The following is an 18,531-nucleotide window of genomic DNA, read 5'->3' as shown; positions in this document are numbered from 1 at the left end:
GGGCGCGGCGGGCTTCCCGCCACGCTCGACCGGGGCGCGGCGGGGCTCCCGTCGTGCCCGACCAGGGCGCGGCGGGGCTCCCGTCGTGCCCGACCAGGGCGCGGCGGGGCTCCCGTCGTGCCCGACCAGGGCGCGGCGGCCCCCCTCATGCGCGGCGCACCCGCCCGCCCGCAGCCCGGCGTCACATCTCCCGCAGCGCCTTGGCCAGGGGGCTGTCGCCGGTCACCCCGGCGCGTCCGGCGCGCAGCGCGTCCCGCAGGGGGAGGGTTCCGCCGGCGACCCTCTCGCAGGTTCCGCCGTCGAGGGAAAGCCGGGCGTCCGGTTCCCCGGGCGCGGGACCGTCCGCGTAGACCGGGCCGTCGTCCCCGGCGCCGAGCCGCAGATGGAACTCCCCCTCGTCGAGCCGTACTTCCACGACCCCCTCGAACCCCTCGCCCTCCAGCCCGCGCAGCAGCGGCAGTGCGAACCAGTGGGCGCGTACGGCGTCGGTGGGCCGCCGCTCGCCCAGCGCGGGCGCGCCCCACTCGCCGAGCGCCTGGAGCACCGGCAGCAACTGCCGCCCGCGGCCGGTGACTTCGTACACGTACGCCGCGCCGGGCGGCGGCAGTCTGCGGCGGGTCGTCAGGCCGTCGCGCTCCATGTCCTTCAGCCGGGAGGCCAGCACGTCCGTGCTCACGCCCGGCAGGTCGGCGTGGAGGTCGGTGTAGCGGCGCGGACCGGCGAGGAGTTCACGGACGATCAGCAGGGTCCAGCGGTCACCGACGGCGTCCAGGGCGCGGGCGACGGAACAGTACTGGTCGTAGCTACGGCGAGGTGACATGCGACGCAGTCTAGACATGTCGTTGGACTTTCCAAGCACCCACTTGGTAAAACCAAGCAACACCACGAACCGGAGGGCACGGCATGGAGTTCCGGCAGTCGAGCAAGCTCAGCGAGGTCTGTTACGAGATCCGGGGCCCGGTGATCGAGCACGCCAACGCGCTCGAGGAGGCGGGCCACAGTGTGCTGCGCCTGAACACCGGCAATCCCGCGGCCTTCGGCTTCGAGGCGCCGGAGGAGATCCTCCAGGACATGATCCGGATGCTGCCGCAGGCGCACGGCTACACGGACTCGCGGGGCGTCCTCTCCGCGCGCCGCGCCGTGGCCCAGCGCTACCAGGCGCTCGGTCTGGAGGTCGACGTGGACGACGTCTTCCTCGGCAACGGCGTCTCCGAGCTGGTCTCGATGGCCGTACAGGGGCTGCTGGAGGACGGTGACGAGGTACTGATCCCGGCCCCTGACTTCCCGCTCTGGACGGCCGTGACCACGCTCGCCGGCGGCAAGGCGGTGCACTACCTCTGCGACGAGCAGTCGGACTGGTACCCGGACCTCGCCGACATGGAGGCGAAGATCACCGACCGCACCCGTGCCGTCGTGATCATCAACCCGAACAACCCCACCGGCGCGGTCTACCCGAAGGAGATCATCGAGTCCATCCTCGATCTCGCCCGCCGCCACGGCCTGATGGTCTTCGCCGACGAGATCTACGACCAGATCCTGTACGACGACGCCGTGCACCACTCGGCCGCCGCGCTCGCGCCCGACCTGGTGGTCCTCACCTTCTGCGGCCTGTCGAAGACCTACCGGGTGGCGGGCTTCCGCTCCGGCTGGCTGGTCGTCACGGGGCCGAAGCAGCACGCGCGCAGCTATCTGGAGGGGCTGACGATGCTGGCCTCGATGCGGCTGTGCGCCAACGCCCCCGCGCAGTACGCGATCCAGGCCGCGCTGGGCGGGCGCCAGTCCATCCGCGAACTCACCGCCCCCGGCGGCCGGCTCCGCGAACAGCGCGACCGCGCCTGGCAGAAGCTGAACGAGATCCCGGGCGTGAGCTGCGTGAAGCCCAAGGGCGCCCTGTACGCCTTCCCGCGTCTCGACCCGAAGGTCCACAAGATCCACGACGACGAGAAGTTCGTCCTCGACCTGCTGCTGCGGGAGAAGATCCAGGTCGTCCAGGGCACCGGCTTCAACTGGCCCTCCCCCGACCACTTCCGCATCCTGACCCTCCCCTACGCGGACGACCTGGACGCGGCGATCAGCAGGATCGGCCGCTTCCTGGGCGGGTACCGGCAGTAGCGGCGGCGCGCTTCAGGCGTCACTCGTCCCGTGCCCAGGGACGCCAGGGAGCGGCGGTACGGCCCCGGACTCAGGCAGGCGGCGCCAGCGGGCGGTCCCCTGGGCCGCCGCTCCCGAAGGGGGCGTGCGGGCACTGCCACACGCAGTTGTTGCACGCGGGCGTGGCGACGGGTTCCGGATCACGCGTCGCGGTGGCGGGCACCTCCCGCGTTCGCGGATGAAGGAACGCCGTGCTCCTTCCCATCGACACATGGCGCTGGTAGTGACGCCGGGAGCGTCGTGCGAAATACCGCGTGGCACCGGGCGGCACCCTGAGCCTGACCGTCTCCAGCCAGCTCTCCAGCAAAGTGTCGAACCGTTCGTCGAGCGACGGCAGTCGGCGTCTCAGCCCGGGAAGGTCCGTCTCCGCCAGTCTCCTCAGGGCGCGCGTCCTGCTTGCGCTCCGCCCCGGGGCGGGCTGCTCGGCGAAGCGGTGCATCTTTTCGCACACGGCTGCGAGTTCCGAGGCGAAGCCGCTCACCGTGTCCGCGTACCGGCGGAGCTGAACGGCTTCCACCTGCGATCCGTCCAGCGGAGCCGCCTTCTCCACGAACACCTCGTACGTCTCGCGCAGCGGCCAGTCGATGCGGCTCGACCGCCGGTCCGACAGCAGCGCGAGCACGCGCTCGCAGTCGAGCACCGCGGCCTCCGCGAGACCTCGGATGTAGCCGCAGTGCTCGCTCAGGTCCAGCAGCGGAGCGCTGCTGTCCCTGCGCTCCCGGCGCTGCGGGCCGCGGGCCAGGTACGCGACCCCCAGAGTCCCCGCGGCTCCGATGGCCGCCACCACAACCTCGGTCAGCACGGTTCCCCCTTCGCGCAGGCCGAACGGTGTCACCGCCGACTCATCGGATGGTAGGCCCGAGCAGTCCGCTCACGGCAGGGGCAAGGGGCGGCCCCGCGTCCGGGCGGGGATCGGTCCGGGCGTCTCGGTCGCGCCCGCGAGCATCCGCCGCATCCGGCTCAGCGGTGTCGCCTTCCGCCGCGTCGCCCCTGGCACCGCCCGTACCCGGGTCGCCGTAGCATGGCGCGGGGACGACCGGAATCCGCTGGTCAGGAACTTGCTGGCGGTAGTCGGCCCGGAGCCGCCGGACGGGAATGCGGGCGATCGGTAACCGGTTACCGATCATGATGATGACCGGCGTCGGGCGACGCCGGGCGAGACGTACGACGGGTTCGAGGAACCCGACACGAGCAGAAAGGCTGCCGGCCATGGGTGATCTGATCCTCGTGCGGCACGGGGAGACCGAGTGGTCCCGGTCCGGGAAGCACACGAGCTGGACCGACCTCCCGCTGACCGAGGAGGGGCGGGAGCAGGCGCGCGCCGTCGCCCCGCTGCTCGCGAAGGAACCGGTCGGCGCCGTCTTCGTCAGCCCGCTCCTGCGGGCCCGGCAGACCGCCGAGCTGGCCGGCCTGCACGCGACGCGGACCGACGACGAGATGGCCGAGTGGGACTACGGCGCCTACGAGGGGATCACCACACCGGAGATCCAGCGCACCCGGCCCGGCTGGTTCCTGTTCACGGACGGTGTCGCCGCCGGGCCGCCCGAGCACCCCGGGGAGAGCCCGGAGCAGGTCGGCGCGCGCGCCGACCGCGTACTGGCCCGGGTCCGCGCCGCGCAGGAGACCACCGAGGGCCATGTGGCGCTGGTCAGCCACGGGCACTTCCTGCGGGTGCTCACCGCACGCTATCTGGGGCTGCCGCCGTCCGACGGCGCGCTGTTCAAGCTCGAGACGGGCACCGCCGGGCTGCTCGGCACCGAGCACGAGCGCCCGGTCGTCGCCCGCTGGAATGTCGGACCCTCCGCCTAGTCTCGGCAGCGACAGGTACAGCCACAGCCACAGCCACCGGGAAGGGGGCGGCCGTGTCGCGACCGCCGACCGCCGCGCAACGGCGGGTGATCGATGCCGCGGAGCCCGTGACCGGGCGGCTGCGGGGTACGCAGGCCCAGCTCGCCGCGCTGGTCGAGCGCGGCCTCGCCTTCCGGCACCCCCGGCCGCCGCACGACCACTTTCTGACGCCCGCCGGGCACCGCGTGCGGGACGCGGAGCCCGCCCGGGAGCAGCAGGCCGCTCCCGCCGCCCGGGCCGAGGGGGTCTTCGCCGCGCGGACCGGTGGCGAGGAGGAGCCCGCAGGACCGGGATCCGCCCGGCTCCGCGAGGTGCGCGGCGCTTGGGAGGGGTTGCTGGAGCTGCGGCGGATGACGGGGCGGGACGGCGCCGTGGACCGTCCGTGCGACTGGGAGCGTACGCATCTGGTGCAGGCCGCCGCGCTCGCCCTGGAGGCCGCGGGCCACCGCCCCGCGGGCCCGGACCCGGACGGCCCCGGCTACCGGGTGCGGGCGACCGCGCAGCCGGAGGCCGTCGCCGTGCGGGAGCCGGACCCGGCGGCCCTGCGGTGCTGCGCGGCCACACTGGAGGGGGCCGGCTGGCAGGTGAGCGCCCACGGCGAACCCCGTACGGGCGAGAAGTACCTGCTCGCCTCACCGAGACGGGCGTGAGGCGGACGCGCCCTCCCCGTCCGCGAACGGCGGTTCTCGGCATCAGCCGGGCCGGGCTGACGGCCACCGGTACTTCCACCCCCGCTGTCAGTGGCGAGGCGTCCGCCCGCGGCTGAGCGCGGATCACGCCGCGCGGCCGGGCGGGCGGGGAGGGTCCCGCCTGCCCGGCCGTGCGGTGTAATTCGGCCCGTTCACGGTGGATTCACCGCCTTGTGGCGTGCCGGTGCGCTCGGCCGGCGGCTCAGCGGGTATCCCTGCACACGGCATCCCCCCACCCGCGACACACGGAGTCCCCATGCCGCTTGCCCGCCGTGCCGTCTTCGCCGCCCTGGCCGCAGGGACGATGATGGCCTGTTCCCGTGCCTCCGGTCTCGGCGGCACCCCTTCCGCCGGGTTCGGCGGCGCACCCGCGGCGTCCGCCGGGGCGGCCCGCGCCGCCGCCCGCCGGCTCCTGCCGGACCACTGGCAGCAGTTCGAGTTCCGCACGGCGGCCCCGGTGTCCGGCTCCGACGTCTTCGAGGTGTCCGGGCGAACGGGTCTGGTCACCGTCGCGGGCACCACCCCGGCGGCCCAGCTCACCGGCCTGAACTGGTATCTGCGCAACGTCGCGTACGCGGACGTCAACTGGGCCGGCCAGCAGCTCGACCTGCCGCGCGAGCTGCCCGCCCCGGACTCCACCGTCACCCGCCGCGCGAACGTCCCGCACCGCTTCGTCCTCAACGACACGAACGACGGCTACACCGGCCCGTACCACGACTGGGCGTACTGGGAGCGCGAGCTCGACGTGCTCGCGCTGCACGGCTACAACGAGGTGCTCGTGTACACGGGCGCGGACGCCCTCTACCACCGGCTCTTCCAGGAGTTCGGGTACGCGGACGAGGAACTGCGGCGGTGGATCCCGGGCCCCGCCCACCAGCCGTGGTGGCTGCTGCAGAACCTGTCCGGCTTCCCGTACCCGGTCTCACGGCAGTTGCTCGACGCGCGGGCCGCGCTCGGCGTGCGGATCGCCGACCGGGTGCGCGAGCTGGGCATGACTCCGGTGTTACCGGGCTTCTTCGGCACCGTCCCGCCGGGCTTCGCCGACCGCGACCCCGGGGCCCGCACGATCCCGCAGGGCACGTGGATGGGGCTCGCGCGACCCGACTGGCTGGACCCGCGCACCGACCATTTCGCGCGGGTGGCCGCCGCCTTCTACCGCGTCCAAGAGGAAATGTTCGGTCCCTCCACCCTGTTCAAGATGGATCTGCTGCACGAGGGCGGCAGCCCGGGTGACGTGCCCGTCGGCGACGCGGCGAGAGCCGTCGAGGAGGCGCTGCTGCGGGCGCACCCGGACGCGCTCTGGGTGATCCTGGGCTGGCAGCACAATCCGCCGCGGGCGATCGTCGACGCCGTGTCGAAGGAGCGGATGGTCGTCGTGGACGGCCTGTCGGACCGTTTCCCGCGGGTCACCGACCGCGAGTCCGACTGGGGCTCCACCCCGTACGCGTTCGGCTCCATCTGGAACTTCGGCGGTCATACGGCGCTGGGCGCCAACACCCCCGAGTGGGCGGCCACGTACGAGAAGTGGCGCACGAAGAAGGGCAGCACGCTGTGCGGTACCGCGCTGATGCCGGAGGCCGCCGACAACAACCCCGCCGCCTTCGCGCTCTTCTCCGAACTGGCCTGGCGGGAGGGCGAACTCGACCTCGCCGTCTGGTTCCGCGACTGGGCGCGGGCCCGGTACGGCGCCCCCGACCCGCACGCCGGAGCGGCCTGGGACATCCTGCGCCGGACCGCGTACGGGACCACGCGCGCCGACTCGTGGAGCGAGGGCGCGGACGGGCTGTTCGGGGCCCGGCCCGCGCTGACGGTGAACCGGGCGGCGAGCTGGTCGCCGAGGCAACTGCGGTACCACGCCGAGGAATTCGAGCCCGCACTCGACGAGCTGCTGCGCGTGCGCGAGGAGCTGCGCGGCTCGTCGGCGTACCGCCGGGACCTGCTCGACGTGGCCCGCCAGGCCCTCGCCAACCGCAGCCGCGTCCTCCTCCCGCGCGTCAAGCAGGCGTACGACTCCGGTGACGCCGCCCGGTTCGACGCGGCGGCGCGCATCTGGCTGGCCCTGATGGACGACCTGGAGCGGCTGGTGGCCACCGACGCGGACCATCTGCTGGGCCGCTGGGTGGAGCGGGCCCGGTCGTGGGGCGCGGACGACACGGAGCGGGACCGGCTGGCGTACGACGCGCTGTCGCTGCTGACGGTGTGGGGCACCCGCGAGGGCGCGGACGCGGGGCTGCGCGACTACGCGAACCGTGAGTGGTCGGGGCTGGTCGGCGGCCTGTACCGGCTGCGCTGGTCGACGTACTTCGAGGAGCTGCGCTCGGCGCTGCGGGCGGGCCGCGCACCGGCGGCGATCGACTGGTTCGCCCTGGAGGACCGCTGGACGCGCGACCCCGGGGAGCTGGCGACGCGGCCCACGGGTGACACGTACACCGAGGCCGTGCGGGTGCGGGAGCGGCTGGCGGCGACGCGGTAGCGGCGGGTGGGCCGCCGCGCGGCGCGCGACCGGCCCGCCTGTGAACTCCCGGAGCCTCTTGGTTGATGGGTATACGTCATCCGCCATTCCTGGTAGGAAACCTTCCTAACAGTTCGGACGTACTCCCTGCCTGGAGGCACCGTGCACTCCCCCTCCCCCCACATACGCGCCTCGCGCCGCTCGCTGCTCACCCTGTTCGGAGCCGTACTGGTGGCGGGGACGGGCGCCGCCGTCACCGCCCGGTCCGCCGCCGCGGCCGGGGCGGCGGCGACCGGTCTGGACGACCCGGCGAAGAAGGAGATCGCCATGCGGCTGGTCTCCAGCGCCGAGAACTCCTCGCTGGACTGGCAGGCGCAGTACGGCTACATCGAGGACATAGGCGACGGCCGCGGCTACACCGCCGGCATCATCGGCTTCTGCTCCGGCACCAGCGACATGCTGGCCCTCGTCGAGCTGTACACCGACCGCGAGCCCGGCAACGTCCTCGCCGGATACCTGCCCGCCCTGCGCCGGGTGAACGGCGGCGACTCGCACGAGGGCCTGGACCCCGGCTTCCCCGCCGCCTGGCGCGAGGCGGCCGGGGATCCGGCCTTCCGGCAGGCGCAGGACGACGAGCGCGACCGGGTGTACTTTGGTCCCGCGGTCGAGCGGGCCAAGGCCGACTCCCTCGGCGTCCTGGGCCAGTTCGCGTACTACGACGCCATCGTGATGCACGGCGACGGCGACGACGCGACCGGCTTCGGCACCATCCGGCGGCGGGCCCTCGCCCAGGCGAGGACGCCCGCGCAGGGCGGCGACGAGGTGACGTACCTGAACGCGTTCCTCGACGCGCGGGTGTGGGCGATGAAGCAGGAGGAGGCCCACTCGGACACCACCCGCGTCGACACCGCGCAGCGCGTCTTCCTCCAGGAGCGGAACCTGAACCTGGACCCGCCGCTGGCCTGGAAGGTGTACGGGGACAGCTACCGCATCGGCTGAGGCACCGTCGGGTCCGGTCGGCCGCCGGGCGCGGCACGCGTGGTGCCGCGCCCTTCGTACGTCCGCGTGCCGCCGGCGGGTCAGTGCGCCGGGACGGCTTTCAGGTCCTCGCCTGCCTCCATGGGGTGGGTGACGTCGTGCGCGTCCTTGCCCCTGCCCAAGTGGTTGAAGACCAGGTTCAGCACGACCGCGGTCACGCAGCCCGTCGAAATGCCCGAGTCGAGCACGATGCGCGCCGTCTCCGGGAACGCGTGGTAGAACTCCGGCGCGGTGATCGGGATGATGCCGACGGCCAGCGAGACCGCGACGACCACGACGTTGTTGTCCTTCTCCAGACCGGCCCTGACCAGCGTCTGGATACCGCTCGCGGCGACCGAGCCGAACAGCACGACGCCCGCGCCGCCGAGCACCGGGCGCGGTACGACCGCGATGAGCGAGGCCGCCATCGGGCACAGGCCGAGCAGCACCAGGAAGCCGCCGCCGGTGGCGACCACGTACCGGCTGCGGATCCGTGTCATGGCGACCAGGCCGATGTTCTGCGCGAAGGCGCTGCACATGAAGCCGTTGAAGAACGGGCTGAGCGCCGAGCCGAGGGTGTCGGCGCGCAGGCCCGCCGCGATGGTCCGCTCGTCGGCGGGCCGTTCCACGATCTCGCCGAGCGCCAGCATGTCGGCGGTGGACTCGGTCATCGACACCACCATCACCACGCAGAGCGAGAGGATCGCCGCTATGTGGAACCGGGGTGCGCCGAAGTGGAACGGGGTCGGGAAGCCGACGAGGTGAGCGTCGGCGACCGGGGCGAAGTCCGTGACGCCGAACGGGATCGCGATGAGCGTGCCCGCGACCAGGCCGAGCAGGACGGCGATCTGCTTGACGAAGCCGCGGGTGAAGCGGCGCAGCAGCAGCACCAGGGCGAGCGTCACACCCGCCAGCCCCAGACAGGTCGTCGAACCGTAGTCGTGCGCCGTCGGGTCGGGGCCCTGGGCCCAGCCGAAGGCGACCGGCAGCAGCGAGACGCCGATGAGCGTGATGACGGAGCCGGTGACGACCGGCGGGAAGTAGCGCACCGCCTTGCAGAAGACGGGCGCGGCGAGGAAGCCGAGCACCCCGGCCACGATCACCGCGCCGAAGATGACCGGCAGGGCGTCGCGCTTGTCGTCGGTGGAGGCGACGACGGCGGTCATGGGGGCGACCCCGGCGAAGGTGACGCCGTTGACGAACGGGAGCCGGGCGCCGATCTTCCAGATGCCGAGGGTCTGAAGGAAGGTGGCGAGGCCCGCGGTGAAGAGACAGGCGCCGGTGAGGAAGGTCAGTTCGGTGCCGGACAGGCCGACGGCGGCTCCGACGATCAGGGGCGGGGCGACCACTCCGGCGTACATGGCGGCCACGTGCTGGAGACCGCTGGTCGCCATCTTCAGGGGCGGTAGTTTCTCGTCGACCGGGTGGGTGCCCCGGTCGGTGGGGACTGCATCGGTGCTGGGCGCGGGCTGGGCGGCCACGGCGGCTCCTCCGGTCGGTTACGCGTCCTCGTCGACGCGGGTGTCAGGGAGGTGATGCGCGGTCTTGAGGGGTCCCCCGCGCGGGCGCGGCCGGGCGAGGGGGGAGGGACCGGGACGATGTCCGTCTCCGGGACCGGCGGGCCGGCGCTCCGGGACGAGAGACCGTTCCGGAGGCGCGCACGTCCGTGCTCGCCTCCGGAGACGGCCGCCGTGCACCCCGCTCGGGTCCACGGCCACCGGTCGAGGGCCGTCCCCCTCGACCGGAGATCTGGGTGATCCGGGTGCGCTCGCGGCGGCGCGTCAGGCTTCCGCGGCGATACGGGCGAGGCGCCGGGCCTCGTCCCGGGTGGAGCGGGCGATGGCGTCCTCGTCGACGTTCAGCAGCCGGCCGTTCTCCACGACCGGGCGGCCGTTCACGAGGGAGAGCGTGACCGGTGCCGCCGCGCCGAGGACCAGCGCGGCCACCGGGTCGGCGATCGAGGCGTGGGCCAGGGTGTCGAGCTTCCACAGCACCAGGTCGGCGAGCTTGCCCGCCTCCAGGGAGCCGATCTCGGCGGCCCGGCCGAGGACTTGAGCACCGCCGTGGGTGCCGAGGCGCAGCGCCTGACGGGCGGTCAGGGCGGCCTCGCGATGGGCGCCGAGCCGGTTGACGAGCAGGGCGTTGCGCAGTTCGGTGTGGAGTTCGCCGGATTCGTTGGACGCGGTGCCGTCGACGCCGAGGCCGACCGGGACACCGGCCGCGAGCAGGTCGGGGACGCGGGCGATCCCGGCGGCGAGGCGGGCGTTGGAGGACGGGCAGTGGGCGACGCCGGTGCCCGTGCGGGCGAAAGCGGCGATGTCGGAGTCGTTCATGTGGACGCAGTGCGCCATCCACACGTCGTCGCCGAGCCAGCCGGTGGACTCGAAGTAGTCGGTGGGGCCCATGCCGAACAGCTCGTGGCAGAACTTCTCCTCCTCCACGGTCTCCGAGCCGTGGGTGTGCAGCCGGACGCCCTTGCGTCGGGCCAGTTCGGCGCCCTGCCGCATGAGTTCGGTCGACACGGAGAACGGGGAGCAGGGCGCGACGGCGATCTGCGTCATCGCGCCGAAGGCGGTGTCGTGGTGCGCGTCGATGGTCGCCTCGGTGGCGGCGAGCGCGTCGTCGAGGGACTCGACGGCGAAGTCCGGGGGCAGCCCGCCGTCCTTCTCACCGCGGTCCATGGAGCCGCGGGCGAGGGTGAAGCGGACGCCGGTCTCGCGGGCGGCGCGGATGACGGCGCCCGACAGGTCGCCGGTGCCCTCGGGGTAGACGTAGTGGTGGTCCATGGCGGTGGTGACACCGCCGCGGGCCATCATGGCGAGGGAGCCCTGTGCGGCGGCGTACACCATCGGCTCGTCGATGCGCGCCCAGGTCGGGTAGAGGGCGACGAGCCAGTCGAAGAGGTTGTGGTCCGTGGCGAGGCCGCGGGTGAGCCACTGGTAGAAGTGGTGGTGCGTGTTGACCAGGCCCGGTGTGACCAGGTGACCGGTCGCGTCGACGCGGCGCACGACGTTCGCCAGACCCTCGGGGGCCTGGCCCGCGCCGAGCGATTCGATGCGGCTGCCGGCCACGACCAGGTGGCCCGACGCGTACTCGGTGCCGTCGGCGTCGACGGTCGCGATCGCGCAGTTCTCGATGACGATGCGCTCGGCTGCTGCCATGGTGCGTCCTTTGCGTGTCGTTCTGCGGGCACGGCAGGACCCGGGGGTTTTGAGTGCCGCGGCCGGACGGCCGCGGGTGCCGATGCCGGGGATGCCCCCGGCGGGCCGGGGGCACCGGCGGGGTCAGAGGTTGGTGGTGTCCACCGGTATGAGCGGCTCGCAGCCGTCGCGCAGCACGGTGGCCTCGATCAGGCCGTACGGGCGGTCGGCGGCGAGGTAGACGGCTCCGTCGGCGGTGTCGTTCTTGAGGCCGAAGGGCTCCAGGTCGACGAGGAAGTGGTGCTTGTTCGGCAGGGAGAAGCGCACCTCGTCTATCTCGTCGCGGTGGCCGATGATGCGCGCGCCCATCTGGTACAGGGACTGCTGGAGCGAGAGCGAGTAGGTCTCGGCGAACGCTTCGAGCAGGTGCTTCCTCACCTTCTCGTAGGACTCGTCCCAGTCGGGCATCGGCTGGTCGTCGCCGGTCCAGTTGAACCGCCAGCGCCCGGAGACGTCGGTGGCCAGGATGCGGTCGTACGCCTCCTGGAGCGTCGTGTACTTGTCCTTGACGTAGCCCCAGAATTCGGAGTTCGTCGAGTTCAGCACGGTGAGGTCCGTCAGCCCCGAGACGACCTCCCAGCGCGTGCCGTCGTAGGTGACCTGGGCGACCCGGGTCTCCCGGCCCTGGCGGACGAACGAGTGCGCGGCCCCGTCACCGCCCGGGGCGGCGATGCGGTCCCAGGCGTACTCCTCGATCCGGATCCGCGCCCGCCGGATCGGCTCCTGGCTGGTGACGAAGTGCCGGGCGAGGTGGATGCCGAACTGCTCGGCGGACTCGATGCCGTGCTCCTTGGCGAAGGCGAACACCGTGTTCTTGGTGGTGTCCGTCGGCAGGACGTTCGCGTTGGAGCCCGAGTAGTGCACCTCCGCCATGTCGCCGCTCAGCGCGACCGAGACGTTCAGGTCCTTGATGTGGTGGGTGGCGCCGTCGCGGGTAATGCGGACGACGCGGTTCTCGGCCTTGCCGTACTGGTTCTGGCCCAGGACGGCGGGGCGGGCAGGGTGGAAACGGTCGGTCATGTCTGCTAGCTCCCTCGGTAAACGGAGTAGCCGAACGGGTTGAGCAGCAGCGGTACGTGGTAGTGCTCGCCCGGTACGACGGCGAACGTGACCGTCACCTCCGGGAAGAACGCTCCGGTCGTACCGCTGTCCCGGTTCGCGGGGGCGTCCTGCTGCGCCTCGGCTGGTGACTCTTCGGCGGCCTGCTTCTTCTCGAAGTAGGGCTCGACGGCGAAGTCGAGCCGTACGTGGGTCGTGCCCGCCGGCGGGACCGGGAGGTCCTTGCACCGGCCGTCGGCGTCGGTCGCGGAGCCGCCGAGTGCCTGCCAGTCCGCGTCCCGGCCGGTGCGGGCCGCGAGGTGGACGGCGACGCCCGCGGCGGGGCGGCCGGCGCTGGTGTCCAGGATGTGCGTGGACACGGAGGCGGTGGCGGGGGTGCTCATCTCTGGGGCGTCCTCTTCGACGAGTCGGGCGAGCCGGATGCGGTTGATCTTCCCCAGCTCGGTGCGGACGATCTCGCGTTCCCGCTCGGGCGGGTTGCCGATCCGTTCCCTGACCGCGTCGCGCAGCTGCTCGCCGGTCCGCCCGGTGGCGCAGATGAGGAAGACGTGACCGAACTTCTCCTGGTAGGCCAGGTTGAGTTCGAGCATGTCCGCCTTGAGTGCGGCGGAGGCGCCGGCCATGCCGCGCTGCTCCCGCGAGGAGGTCGGATCCCCCGGCTTCGGCCGTCCGATCGGCGGGTGCCCGGCCATCGCCTCCGCCAGCCCGGCCGCGGTCAGTCGCGCCGTGGCGGTGTCACTGGCGGCGAAGAGTGCGTCGGCGGTGGCGTAGGGGCGCCGGGCGAGCAGGGCGTTCACCCACGCCGTCGAGGCGCACACCTCGTTCAGGGCGGCGCGGGCCGCCTGTTCGTGGCGGGTGTTGAACCGGGTGAGGCCGTCGGGTGTCGTACTCGAAGTCACGGGTCAGCCTCCGTGGCCTTGTGCTGGACGGGCTGCGCATAGCTAACGCCCTCGAAAACACCGCGTCAACAGTCTGTTGAAAATTCCGGGTAACAAAGACCGCCGCCCGGAACACCGGACGGCGGCTGGCCCCAAGCGGCCCGAACTCGGCCGTACACACTGACGTATTTGCAGGTCAGAACCGCTTCTCGGCGGGACTGCCGCTCGTCAGGACTGCTTCTCGCGGTTGAGGTAGTTGTAGATCGTGAAGCGGGAGACGCCGAGGGCGCCGGCCACGGTCTCCACGCCGTGCCGCACCGAGAAGGCGCCACGGGCCTCGAGCGTGCGGACCACCTCCTGCTTGCTCTTGCGGTCGAGATCCGCCAGCGGCATGCCCCGCTTGCGCTCCAGGGCGGCCAGGATGCGGTCCAGCGAATCGGCGAGCTGCGGCAGGCGTACGGCGACCACCTCGGCGCCCTCCCAGGAGAGCACCACGTCGTCCGGGCCCGCCTGGCCGGGCGGCAGCAGCTCGCCGCCCATGGCGTCGACGAGCGGCTTGACCGCCGCCACGAAGGGGTCGTCCCCGGCACCGGTCACTGATCGGCCTCCCCCACGGCGCCGACCACGTTCACCTGGAGCGAGACCCGGGTGGCGCCCGCGCCCAGGGCCTTGCGCAGCAGCGCGTCGACGGCGGTGAGCACCGCGTCGGCGCCACCCTCGGCGGTGTTGCCGAACGGGCCGACGTCCACGGCGTCCAGGTCGGCGGCCTCGATGACCTCGCGGGCCACGAGCGCGTGCCGCGGCGCCTCGTCGAGATCGAAGGGCTCGGTCGTGAACTCCACTTTCAATCGCACGCGCTCAACCTACTGGGTTTGCCCCGCACCCTCTTGACAAGCCGGAAGACCCGACGGCAGTCTTCCATTAAGCAGAATGATACTTCCGCAATACGGAAAGGAGCGTCGATCCCATGGGATTCGCAGAGCAGCGCTTCACCGTCAACCTGTCGATCCTCTTCACGGAACTCCCGCTCCTCGAACGCCCCGCGGCCGCCGCCGAGGCGGGCTTCACCGCGGTCGAGCTGTGGTGGCCCTGGGTCGACTCCCCCGCCCCCGCGCGGTCCGAACTCGACGCCCTGAAGCGGGCGATCGAGGACGCGGGCGTCCGGCTGACAGGGCTCAACTTCTACGCCGGACGACTGCCGGGACCCGACCGGGGCGCGCTGTCCGTCCCCGGCGAGGAGTCGGCGCGGTTCCGCGCCAACGTCGAGGCCGCCACCGGCTTCGCCGGGTCGCTCGGCTGCCGGGCCCTGAACGCCCTGTACGGCAACCGCGTCGACGGTGTCGACCCGGCCGAGCAGGACGCGCTGGCGCTGGAGAACCTGGTGCTCGCGGCCCGCGCCGCCGACCGGATCGGCGCGATCCTGCTGATCGAGACGCTCAACGCGCCGGAGTCACCGCGCTATCCGCTGGTCAGCGCCCCGGCCGGGGTCGCCGTCGTGGACAAGGTGAACGAGGCCACGGGGCTGGGCAACGCCAGGTTCCTCATGGACCTCTACCACCTGTCCATGAACGGCGAGGACCTGCCGTCGGTGATCGAGCGGTACGCCGCGAAGACCGGTCACGTGCAGATCGCCGACAACCCGGGCCGCGGCGCTCCCGGCACCGGTTCCCTGCCCCTCGAAGACCTCCTCGACCGGCTCCGCGAGGCGGGTTACGACGGCTGGGCGGGCCTGGAGTACAAGCCGGGCGACCGCCCGAGCGCCGAGTCCTTCGACTGGCTGCCCCGCTGACGCCCCCGCCGGAAGACACCCAGAAAGGCAGTCCACCATGAGCACCCTTCCCAAGATCGCCTGGATCGGTCTCGGCATCATGGGCTCCCCCATGTCGGAGAACCTGATCAAGGCCGGGTACGACGTCACCGGCTTCACGCTGGAGCGGGACAAGCTGGACCGGCTGGCCGCGGCCGGCGGCACGGCGGCGGGCTCGATCGCCGAGGCGGTCCGCGACGCCGACGTGGTGATCACCATGGTCCCGGCGTCCCCGCAGGTGGAGGCGGTCGCGTACGGACCCGACGGCATCCTGGAGAACGCCGGGTCCGGCACGCTGCTGATCGACATGTCCTCCATCACCCCGCAGACCTCCGTGGACCTGGCCGAGGCCGCGGCGGCGAGGGGCATCCGGGTCCTGGACGCCCCGGTGTCGGGCGGCGAGGCGGGCGCGGTCGAGGCCGTGCTGTCCATCATGGTCGGCGGCGAGCAGGCCGACTTCGACGCGGCGAGGCCCGTGCTCGAAGCGCTCGGCAGGACCATCGTGCTGTGCGGCCCGCACGGCTCGGGCCAGACCGTGAAGGCCGCCAACCAGCTCATCGTCGCCGTGAACATCCAGGCGTGCGCCGAGGCCGTGGTCTTCCTGGAGAAGTCGGGCGTGGACCTGAAGGCGGCGCTCGACGTCCTGAACGGCGGCCTCGCCGGCTCCACCGTGCTGACCCGCAAGAAGGACAACTTCCTCGCCCGTGACTTCCGGCCGGGCTTCCGCATCGACCTGCACCACAAGGACATGGGCATCGTCACCGACGCCGCCCGTTCCGTGGGCGCCGCGCTGCCCGTGGGCGCCGTGGTCGCCCAGCTCGTGGCCTCGCTGCGCGCCCAGGGCGACGGCGGCCTCGACCACTCGGCGCTGCTGCGCGCGGTCGAGCGCCTGTCCGGCGCCCCGGTCGCGTAACTCCCCTCCGACTTCCGGGCCGTGGCGGCGCTGACACCTGTCCTGTCGCGCCCAGGCGCCGCCGCGGCCCGGAACCGACCGCCCGAGGGGCCCGGAACCCGGATGAGGGGTGGTTCCGGTGCCCGCCCGGGTGGACCGCGCCGGCCCTCCCGGCCGGCGCCGCACGAGACCGCGGCGGCGTGCGAGCCAGTGCGGTGGTGAAAGCGCCGGGCCCGCCTTCCCGACCTGAGGGAAGACGGCCTCCGGCGCCTTCGCGGCCGCCGCGGTCCGGGCCGTTCCCCGCACGGGGAACGGCCCTTCGGCGTGCCTGGTGCATAGTCCAGAGGCACTCGTCCCAGTACGGCCGTGCTCTGTACTCCAGGGTGCGTACGCCGTCTACGGAATGCTCAAATCAAGCTCTGAACCCGCGATGAAGGCTTCAACTGACCCCGCTTCCGGGCACATTCTCGACGTATGAGGCCCGCCGGCACGGGGGCGGCGGGCCTCATGACGGGGGAAAGCGCCGTCGCGCGCACAGCACGGCGGACAACGGGGGAAAGGTACGGGGGAACACGGGGGAAGGAAAAAAGGGGCGGCCCATCCGAACCGGATGAGCCGCCCTTCATCTGTGCGGTGACACGGTGCCGCGAGGCGCCGGCCGTCAGACCTTCGCCGCCTCCGCCGCCTCCGTCGCCCTCAGGGGCCTGACCGAGGTGGGCGCGTGCCCGGGTTCGGTCGCCACCTCCTCGAACTCGGTGACGTCCCCGATGTCGTTGGTCCGGCTCATCGCGATGTTGGTGACCCGCTCCAGGACGGCTTCGACGACCACCGGGACCCGGTACTCCGCGGCGAGCTTCCTGGCCTGCTCGAAGGCGGCGCCCAGCTCACCGGGGTCGGTGACGCGGATCGCCTTGCAGCCGAGCCCTTCGACGACCTTGACGTGGTCGACGCCGTAGCCGCCCAGCTCGGGCGAGTTGACGTTCTCGAACTCCAGGTTGACCTGGAAGTCGATGCCGAGGCCGAGCTGCGCCTGCCGGATCAGGCCCAGGTAGGCGTTGTTCACCAGGACATGGACGTACGGGATCCGGTGCTGGGCGCCGACCGCCAGTTCCTCGATCATGAACTGGAAGTCGTAGTCGCCGGAGAGGGCGACGACCTGGGCCGCGGGGTCGGCCTTGGCGACGCCGAGCGCGGCCGGGACGGTCCAGCCCAGCGGGCCCGCCTGGCCGCAGTTGATCCAGTGCCGCGGCCGGTACACGTGCAGCAGCTGCGCACCGGCGATCTGCGAGAGGCCGATGGTGGAGACGTACCGGGTCTCGGGACCGAACGCCTTGTTCATCTCCTCGTACACCCGCTGCGGCTTCATCGGGACGTCGTCGAAGTGTGTACGGCGCTGGAGGGTCGCCCGGCGTTCCTGGGCGGCGGCGGCCCAGGCGGAGCGGTCCGGGAGCCGCCCCTCGGCCCGCCACTCGCGGGCGACCGCGACGAACAGTTCGAGCGCGGCCCTGGCATCGGAGGCGATCCCGTAGTCCGGGGCGAAGATCCTGCCGAGCTGGGTCGGTTCGATGTCGACGTGGACGAAGGTGCGGCCCGCCGTGTAGACGTCCAGCCTGCCGGTGTGGCGGTTGGCCCAGCGGTTGCCGATGCCGAGGACGAAGTCGGACTCCAGGAACGTGGCGTTGCCGTAGCGGTGCGAGGTCTGGAGGCCGACCATGCCGGCGTTCAGCTCGTGGTCGTCGGGCAGGACGCCCCAGCCCATCAGCGTCGGGACGACCGGGGTACCGGTCAACTCGGCGAACTCCACGAGCAGTTCCGCGGCGTCCGCGTTGATGACACCGCCACCGGCCACGATCAGTGGCCGCTCGGACCCGTTCAGGAGCGTGAGCGCCTTCTCGATCTGGGCGCGGGTGGCGGCGGGCTTGTAGACGTCCAGCGGCTGGTACGTCTCCGGGTCGAACTCGATCTCGGTGAGCTGGACGTCGATCGGCAGGTCGATGAGGACCGGTCCGGGGCGCCCGGAGCGCATGAGGTGGAATGCCTGCTGAAAGACACCGGGCACCTGGGCCGCTTCCAGCACCGTGACGGCCATCTTGGTCACCGGCTTGGCGATCGAGGCGATGTCGACGGCCTGGAAGTCCTCCTTGTGGATCACGGCGGTCGGGGCCTGGCCCGTGATGCACAGGATCGGGACGGAGTCGCCGGTGGCGGAGTAGAGACCGGTGATCATGTCGGTGCCGGCCGGGCCGGACGTGCCGATGCAGACACCGATGTTGCCCGGGTGGGTACGGGTGTAGCCCTCCGCCATGTGCGAGGCGCCCTCGACATGGCGGGCGAGCGTGTGGCTGATCCCGCCGGCGGCCTTGAGAGCGGCGTAGAAGGGGTTGATCGCCGCGCCCGGCACGCCGAACGCGTCACTGACGCCCTCGCGCTTGAGGATCTCGACTGCCGCGCGGGCAGCGGTCATACGAGCCATGGAGTACTCCTGCTTCGGCTGTCGGTACGCACTCCCGTCGCGCCCCGCGGGAAGCTGTAGGTTCC

The 18,531-nt window shown here is 72.3% G+C and carries 16 protein-coding genes; 7 read left to right on the top strand and 9 right to left on the bottom strand.

All coding sequences use genetic code 11. From position 1 onward, the window contains the following. Positions 1–181: 181 nt before the first annotated feature. Positions 182–820, bottom strand: coding sequence for a winged helix-turn-helix transcriptional regulator (locus ACFV6E_RS17045; protein ID WP_385462362.1), 639 nt, complete (start codon positions 818–820; stop codon positions 182–184). A gap of 83 nt (positions 821–903) precedes the next feature. On the opposite strand from ACFV6E_RS17045, the gene ACFV6E_RS17040 reads away from it, so the two are divergent. Further along, positions 904–2,112 (top strand): pyridoxal phosphate-dependent aminotransferase, encoded by a 1,209-nt coding sequence (locus tag ACFV6E_RS17040; protein WP_385171310.1) that lies wholly within the window; start codon positions 904–906, stop codon positions 2,110–2,112. A gap of 70 nt (positions 2,113–2,182) precedes the next feature. Here ACFV6E_RS17040 and ACFV6E_RS17035 read toward each other — a convergent pair whose 3' ends face one another. After that, complete coding sequence (locus tag ACFV6E_RS17035; protein WP_385171313.1) at positions 2,183–2,953, bottom strand: hypothetical protein; 771 nt, start codon at positions 2,951–2,953, stop codon at positions 2,183–2,185. Positions 2,954–3,360: 407 nt separating this feature from the next. Between ACFV6E_RS17035 and ACFV6E_RS17030 the strand changes: the two genes are divergently transcribed. The 4 genes from ACFV6E_RS17030 (at position 3,361) to ACFV6E_RS17015 (ending at position 8,139) form a co-directional block, all read left to right on the top strand. Continuing rightward, positions 3,361–3,960: a histidine phosphatase family protein gene (locus tag ACFV6E_RS17030; protein WP_385462359.1), complete on the top strand. Its 600-nt coding sequence runs from the start codon at positions 3,361–3,363 to the stop codon at positions 3,958–3,960. Between the two features lie 53 nt (positions 3,961–4,013). Then, the gene (locus ACFV6E_RS17025) at positions 4,014–4,649 is read left to right on the top strand and encodes a hypothetical protein (RefSeq protein WP_385462356.1); all 636 of its coding nucleotides are present in this window, start codon (positions 4,014–4,016) and stop codon (positions 4,647–4,649) included. A gap of 295 nt (positions 4,650–4,944) precedes the next feature. After that, entirely contained in the window at positions 4,945–7,161 is a 2,217-nt protein-coding gene (locus ACFV6E_RS17020; protein ID WP_385462353.1) for an alpha-N-acetylglucosaminidase, read from the top strand. Between the two features lie 141 nt (positions 7,162–7,302). Then, a complete protein-coding gene (locus ACFV6E_RS17015; RefSeq protein ID WP_385462351.1) occupies positions 7,303–8,139 on the top strand; it encodes a chitosanase in 837 nt (278 codons plus the stop codon). A gap of 80 nt (positions 8,140–8,219) precedes the next feature. On the opposite strand, the gene ACFV6E_RS17010 is transcribed toward ACFV6E_RS17015, so the two are convergent. The 6 genes from ACFV6E_RS17010 to ACFV6E_RS16985 all read right to left on the bottom strand — a co-directional run bounded on the left by ACFV6E_RS17010 (position 8,220) and on the right by ACFV6E_RS16985 (position 14,148). Continuing rightward, positions 8,220–9,551 (bottom strand): nucleobase:cation symporter-2 family protein, encoded by a 1,332-nt coding sequence (locus ACFV6E_RS17010; protein WP_385164861.1) that lies wholly within the window; start codon positions 9,549–9,551, stop codon positions 8,220–8,222. 387 nt (positions 9,552–9,938) lie between these two features. Beyond that, entirely contained in the window at positions 9,939–11,318 is a 1,380-nt protein-coding gene (locus ACFV6E_RS17005; protein ID WP_385164753.1) for an 8-oxoguanine deaminase, read from the bottom strand. Between the two features lie 123 nt (positions 11,319–11,441). Further along, positions 11,442–12,377 carry a factor-independent urate hydroxylase gene (pucL, locus tag ACFV6E_RS17000; protein WP_385462348.1) on the bottom strand — a complete coding sequence of 312 codons (936 nt, stop codon included), beginning with the start codon at positions 12,375–12,377 and terminating at the stop codon, positions 11,442–11,444. 5 nt (positions 12,378–12,382) lie between these two features. After that, positions 12,383–13,315: a 2-oxo-4-hydroxy-4-carboxy-5-ureidoimidazoline decarboxylase gene (gene uraD / locus ACFV6E_RS16995; protein WP_385462345.1), complete on the bottom strand. Its 933-nt coding sequence runs from the start codon at positions 13,313–13,315 to the stop codon at positions 12,383–12,385. Between the two features lie 207 nt (positions 13,316–13,522). Then, positions 13,523–13,891 carry a helix-turn-helix domain-containing protein gene (locus ACFV6E_RS16990; RefSeq protein WP_385164762.1) on the bottom strand — a complete coding sequence of 123 codons (369 nt, stop codon included), beginning with the start codon at positions 13,889–13,891 and terminating at the stop codon, positions 13,523–13,525. Further along, positions 13,888–14,148, bottom strand: coding sequence for a hypothetical protein (locus tag ACFV6E_RS16985; RefSeq protein WP_385462342.1), 261 nt, complete (start codon positions 14,146–14,148; stop codon positions 13,888–13,890). Before ACFV6E_RS16985 ends, ACFV6E_RS16990 begins: the two co-directional genes overlap by 4 nt. Before the next feature lie 113 nt (positions 14,149–14,261). Between ACFV6E_RS16985 and ACFV6E_RS16980 the strand changes: the two genes are divergently transcribed. Beyond that, positions 14,262–15,083, top strand: coding sequence for a TIM barrel protein (locus ACFV6E_RS16980; protein WP_385462340.1), 822 nt, complete (start codon positions 14,262–14,264; stop codon positions 15,081–15,083). 37 nt (positions 15,084–15,120) lie between these two features. Next, positions 15,121–16,014 (top strand): 2-hydroxy-3-oxopropionate reductase, encoded by an 894-nt coding sequence (locus tag ACFV6E_RS16975; protein WP_385462337.1) that lies wholly within the window; start codon positions 15,121–15,123, stop codon positions 16,012–16,014. A gap of 640 nt (positions 16,015–16,654) precedes the next feature. On the opposite strand, the gene gcl is transcribed toward ACFV6E_RS16975, so the two are convergent. After that, entirely contained in the window at positions 16,655–18,466 is a 1,812-nt protein-coding gene (gene gcl / locus ACFV6E_RS16970; protein WP_385164772.1) for a glyoxylate carboligase, read from the bottom strand. Positions 18,467–18,531: the final 65 nt, after the last annotated feature.

The organism is Streptomyces sp. NPDC059785, from assembly GCF_042732375.1.
In the GTDB taxonomy this organism is placed as follows: Bacteria; Actinomycetota; Actinomycetes; order Streptomycetales; family Streptomycetaceae; genus Streptomyces.
This window is presented reverse-complemented; position numbering and strand designations above follow the sequence as displayed.

Bases quoted from the DNA above. Each gene is read 5' to 3' on its own strand.
- ACFV6E_RS17020 (WP_385462353.1), top strand. From the start codon at position 4,945: ATGCCGCTTGCCCGCCGTGCCGTCTTCGCCGCCCTGGCCGCAGGGACG.
- ACFV6E_RS17010 (WP_385164861.1), bottom strand. From the start codon at position 9,551: ATGGCGACCAGCGGTCTCCAGCACGTGGCCGCCATGTACGCCGGAGTG.
- ACFV6E_RS17045 (WP_385462362.1), bottom strand. From the start codon at position 820: ATGTCACCTCGCCGTAGCTACGACCAGTACTGTTCCGTCGCCCGCGCC.
- ACFV6E_RS17030 (WP_385462359.1), top strand. From the start codon at position 3,361: ATGGGTGATCTGATCCTCGTGCGGCACGGGGAGACCGAGTGGTCCCGG.
- ACFV6E_RS16980 (WP_385462340.1), top strand. From the start codon at position 14,262: ATGGGATTCGCAGAGCAGCGCTTCACCGTCAACCTGTCGATCCTCTTC.
- ACFV6E_RS16975 (WP_385462337.1), top strand. From the start codon at position 15,121: ATGAGCACCCTTCCCAAGATCGCCTGGATCGGTCTCGGCATCATGGGC.
- ACFV6E_RS17040 (WP_385171310.1), top strand. From the start codon at position 904: ATGGAGTTCCGGCAGTCGAGCAAGCTCAGCGAGGTCTGTTACGAGATC.
- ACFV6E_RS17005 (WP_385164753.1), bottom strand. From the start codon at position 11,318: ATGGCAGCAGCCGAGCGCATCGTCATCGAGAACTGCGCGATCGCGACC.
- pucL (WP_385462348.1), bottom strand. From the start codon at position 12,377: ATGACCGACCGTTTCCACCCTGCCCGCCCCGCCGTCCTGGGCCAGAAC.
- gcl (WP_385164772.1), bottom strand. From the start codon at position 18,466: ATGGCTCGTATGACCGCTGCCCGCGCGGCAGTCGAGATCCTCAAGCGC.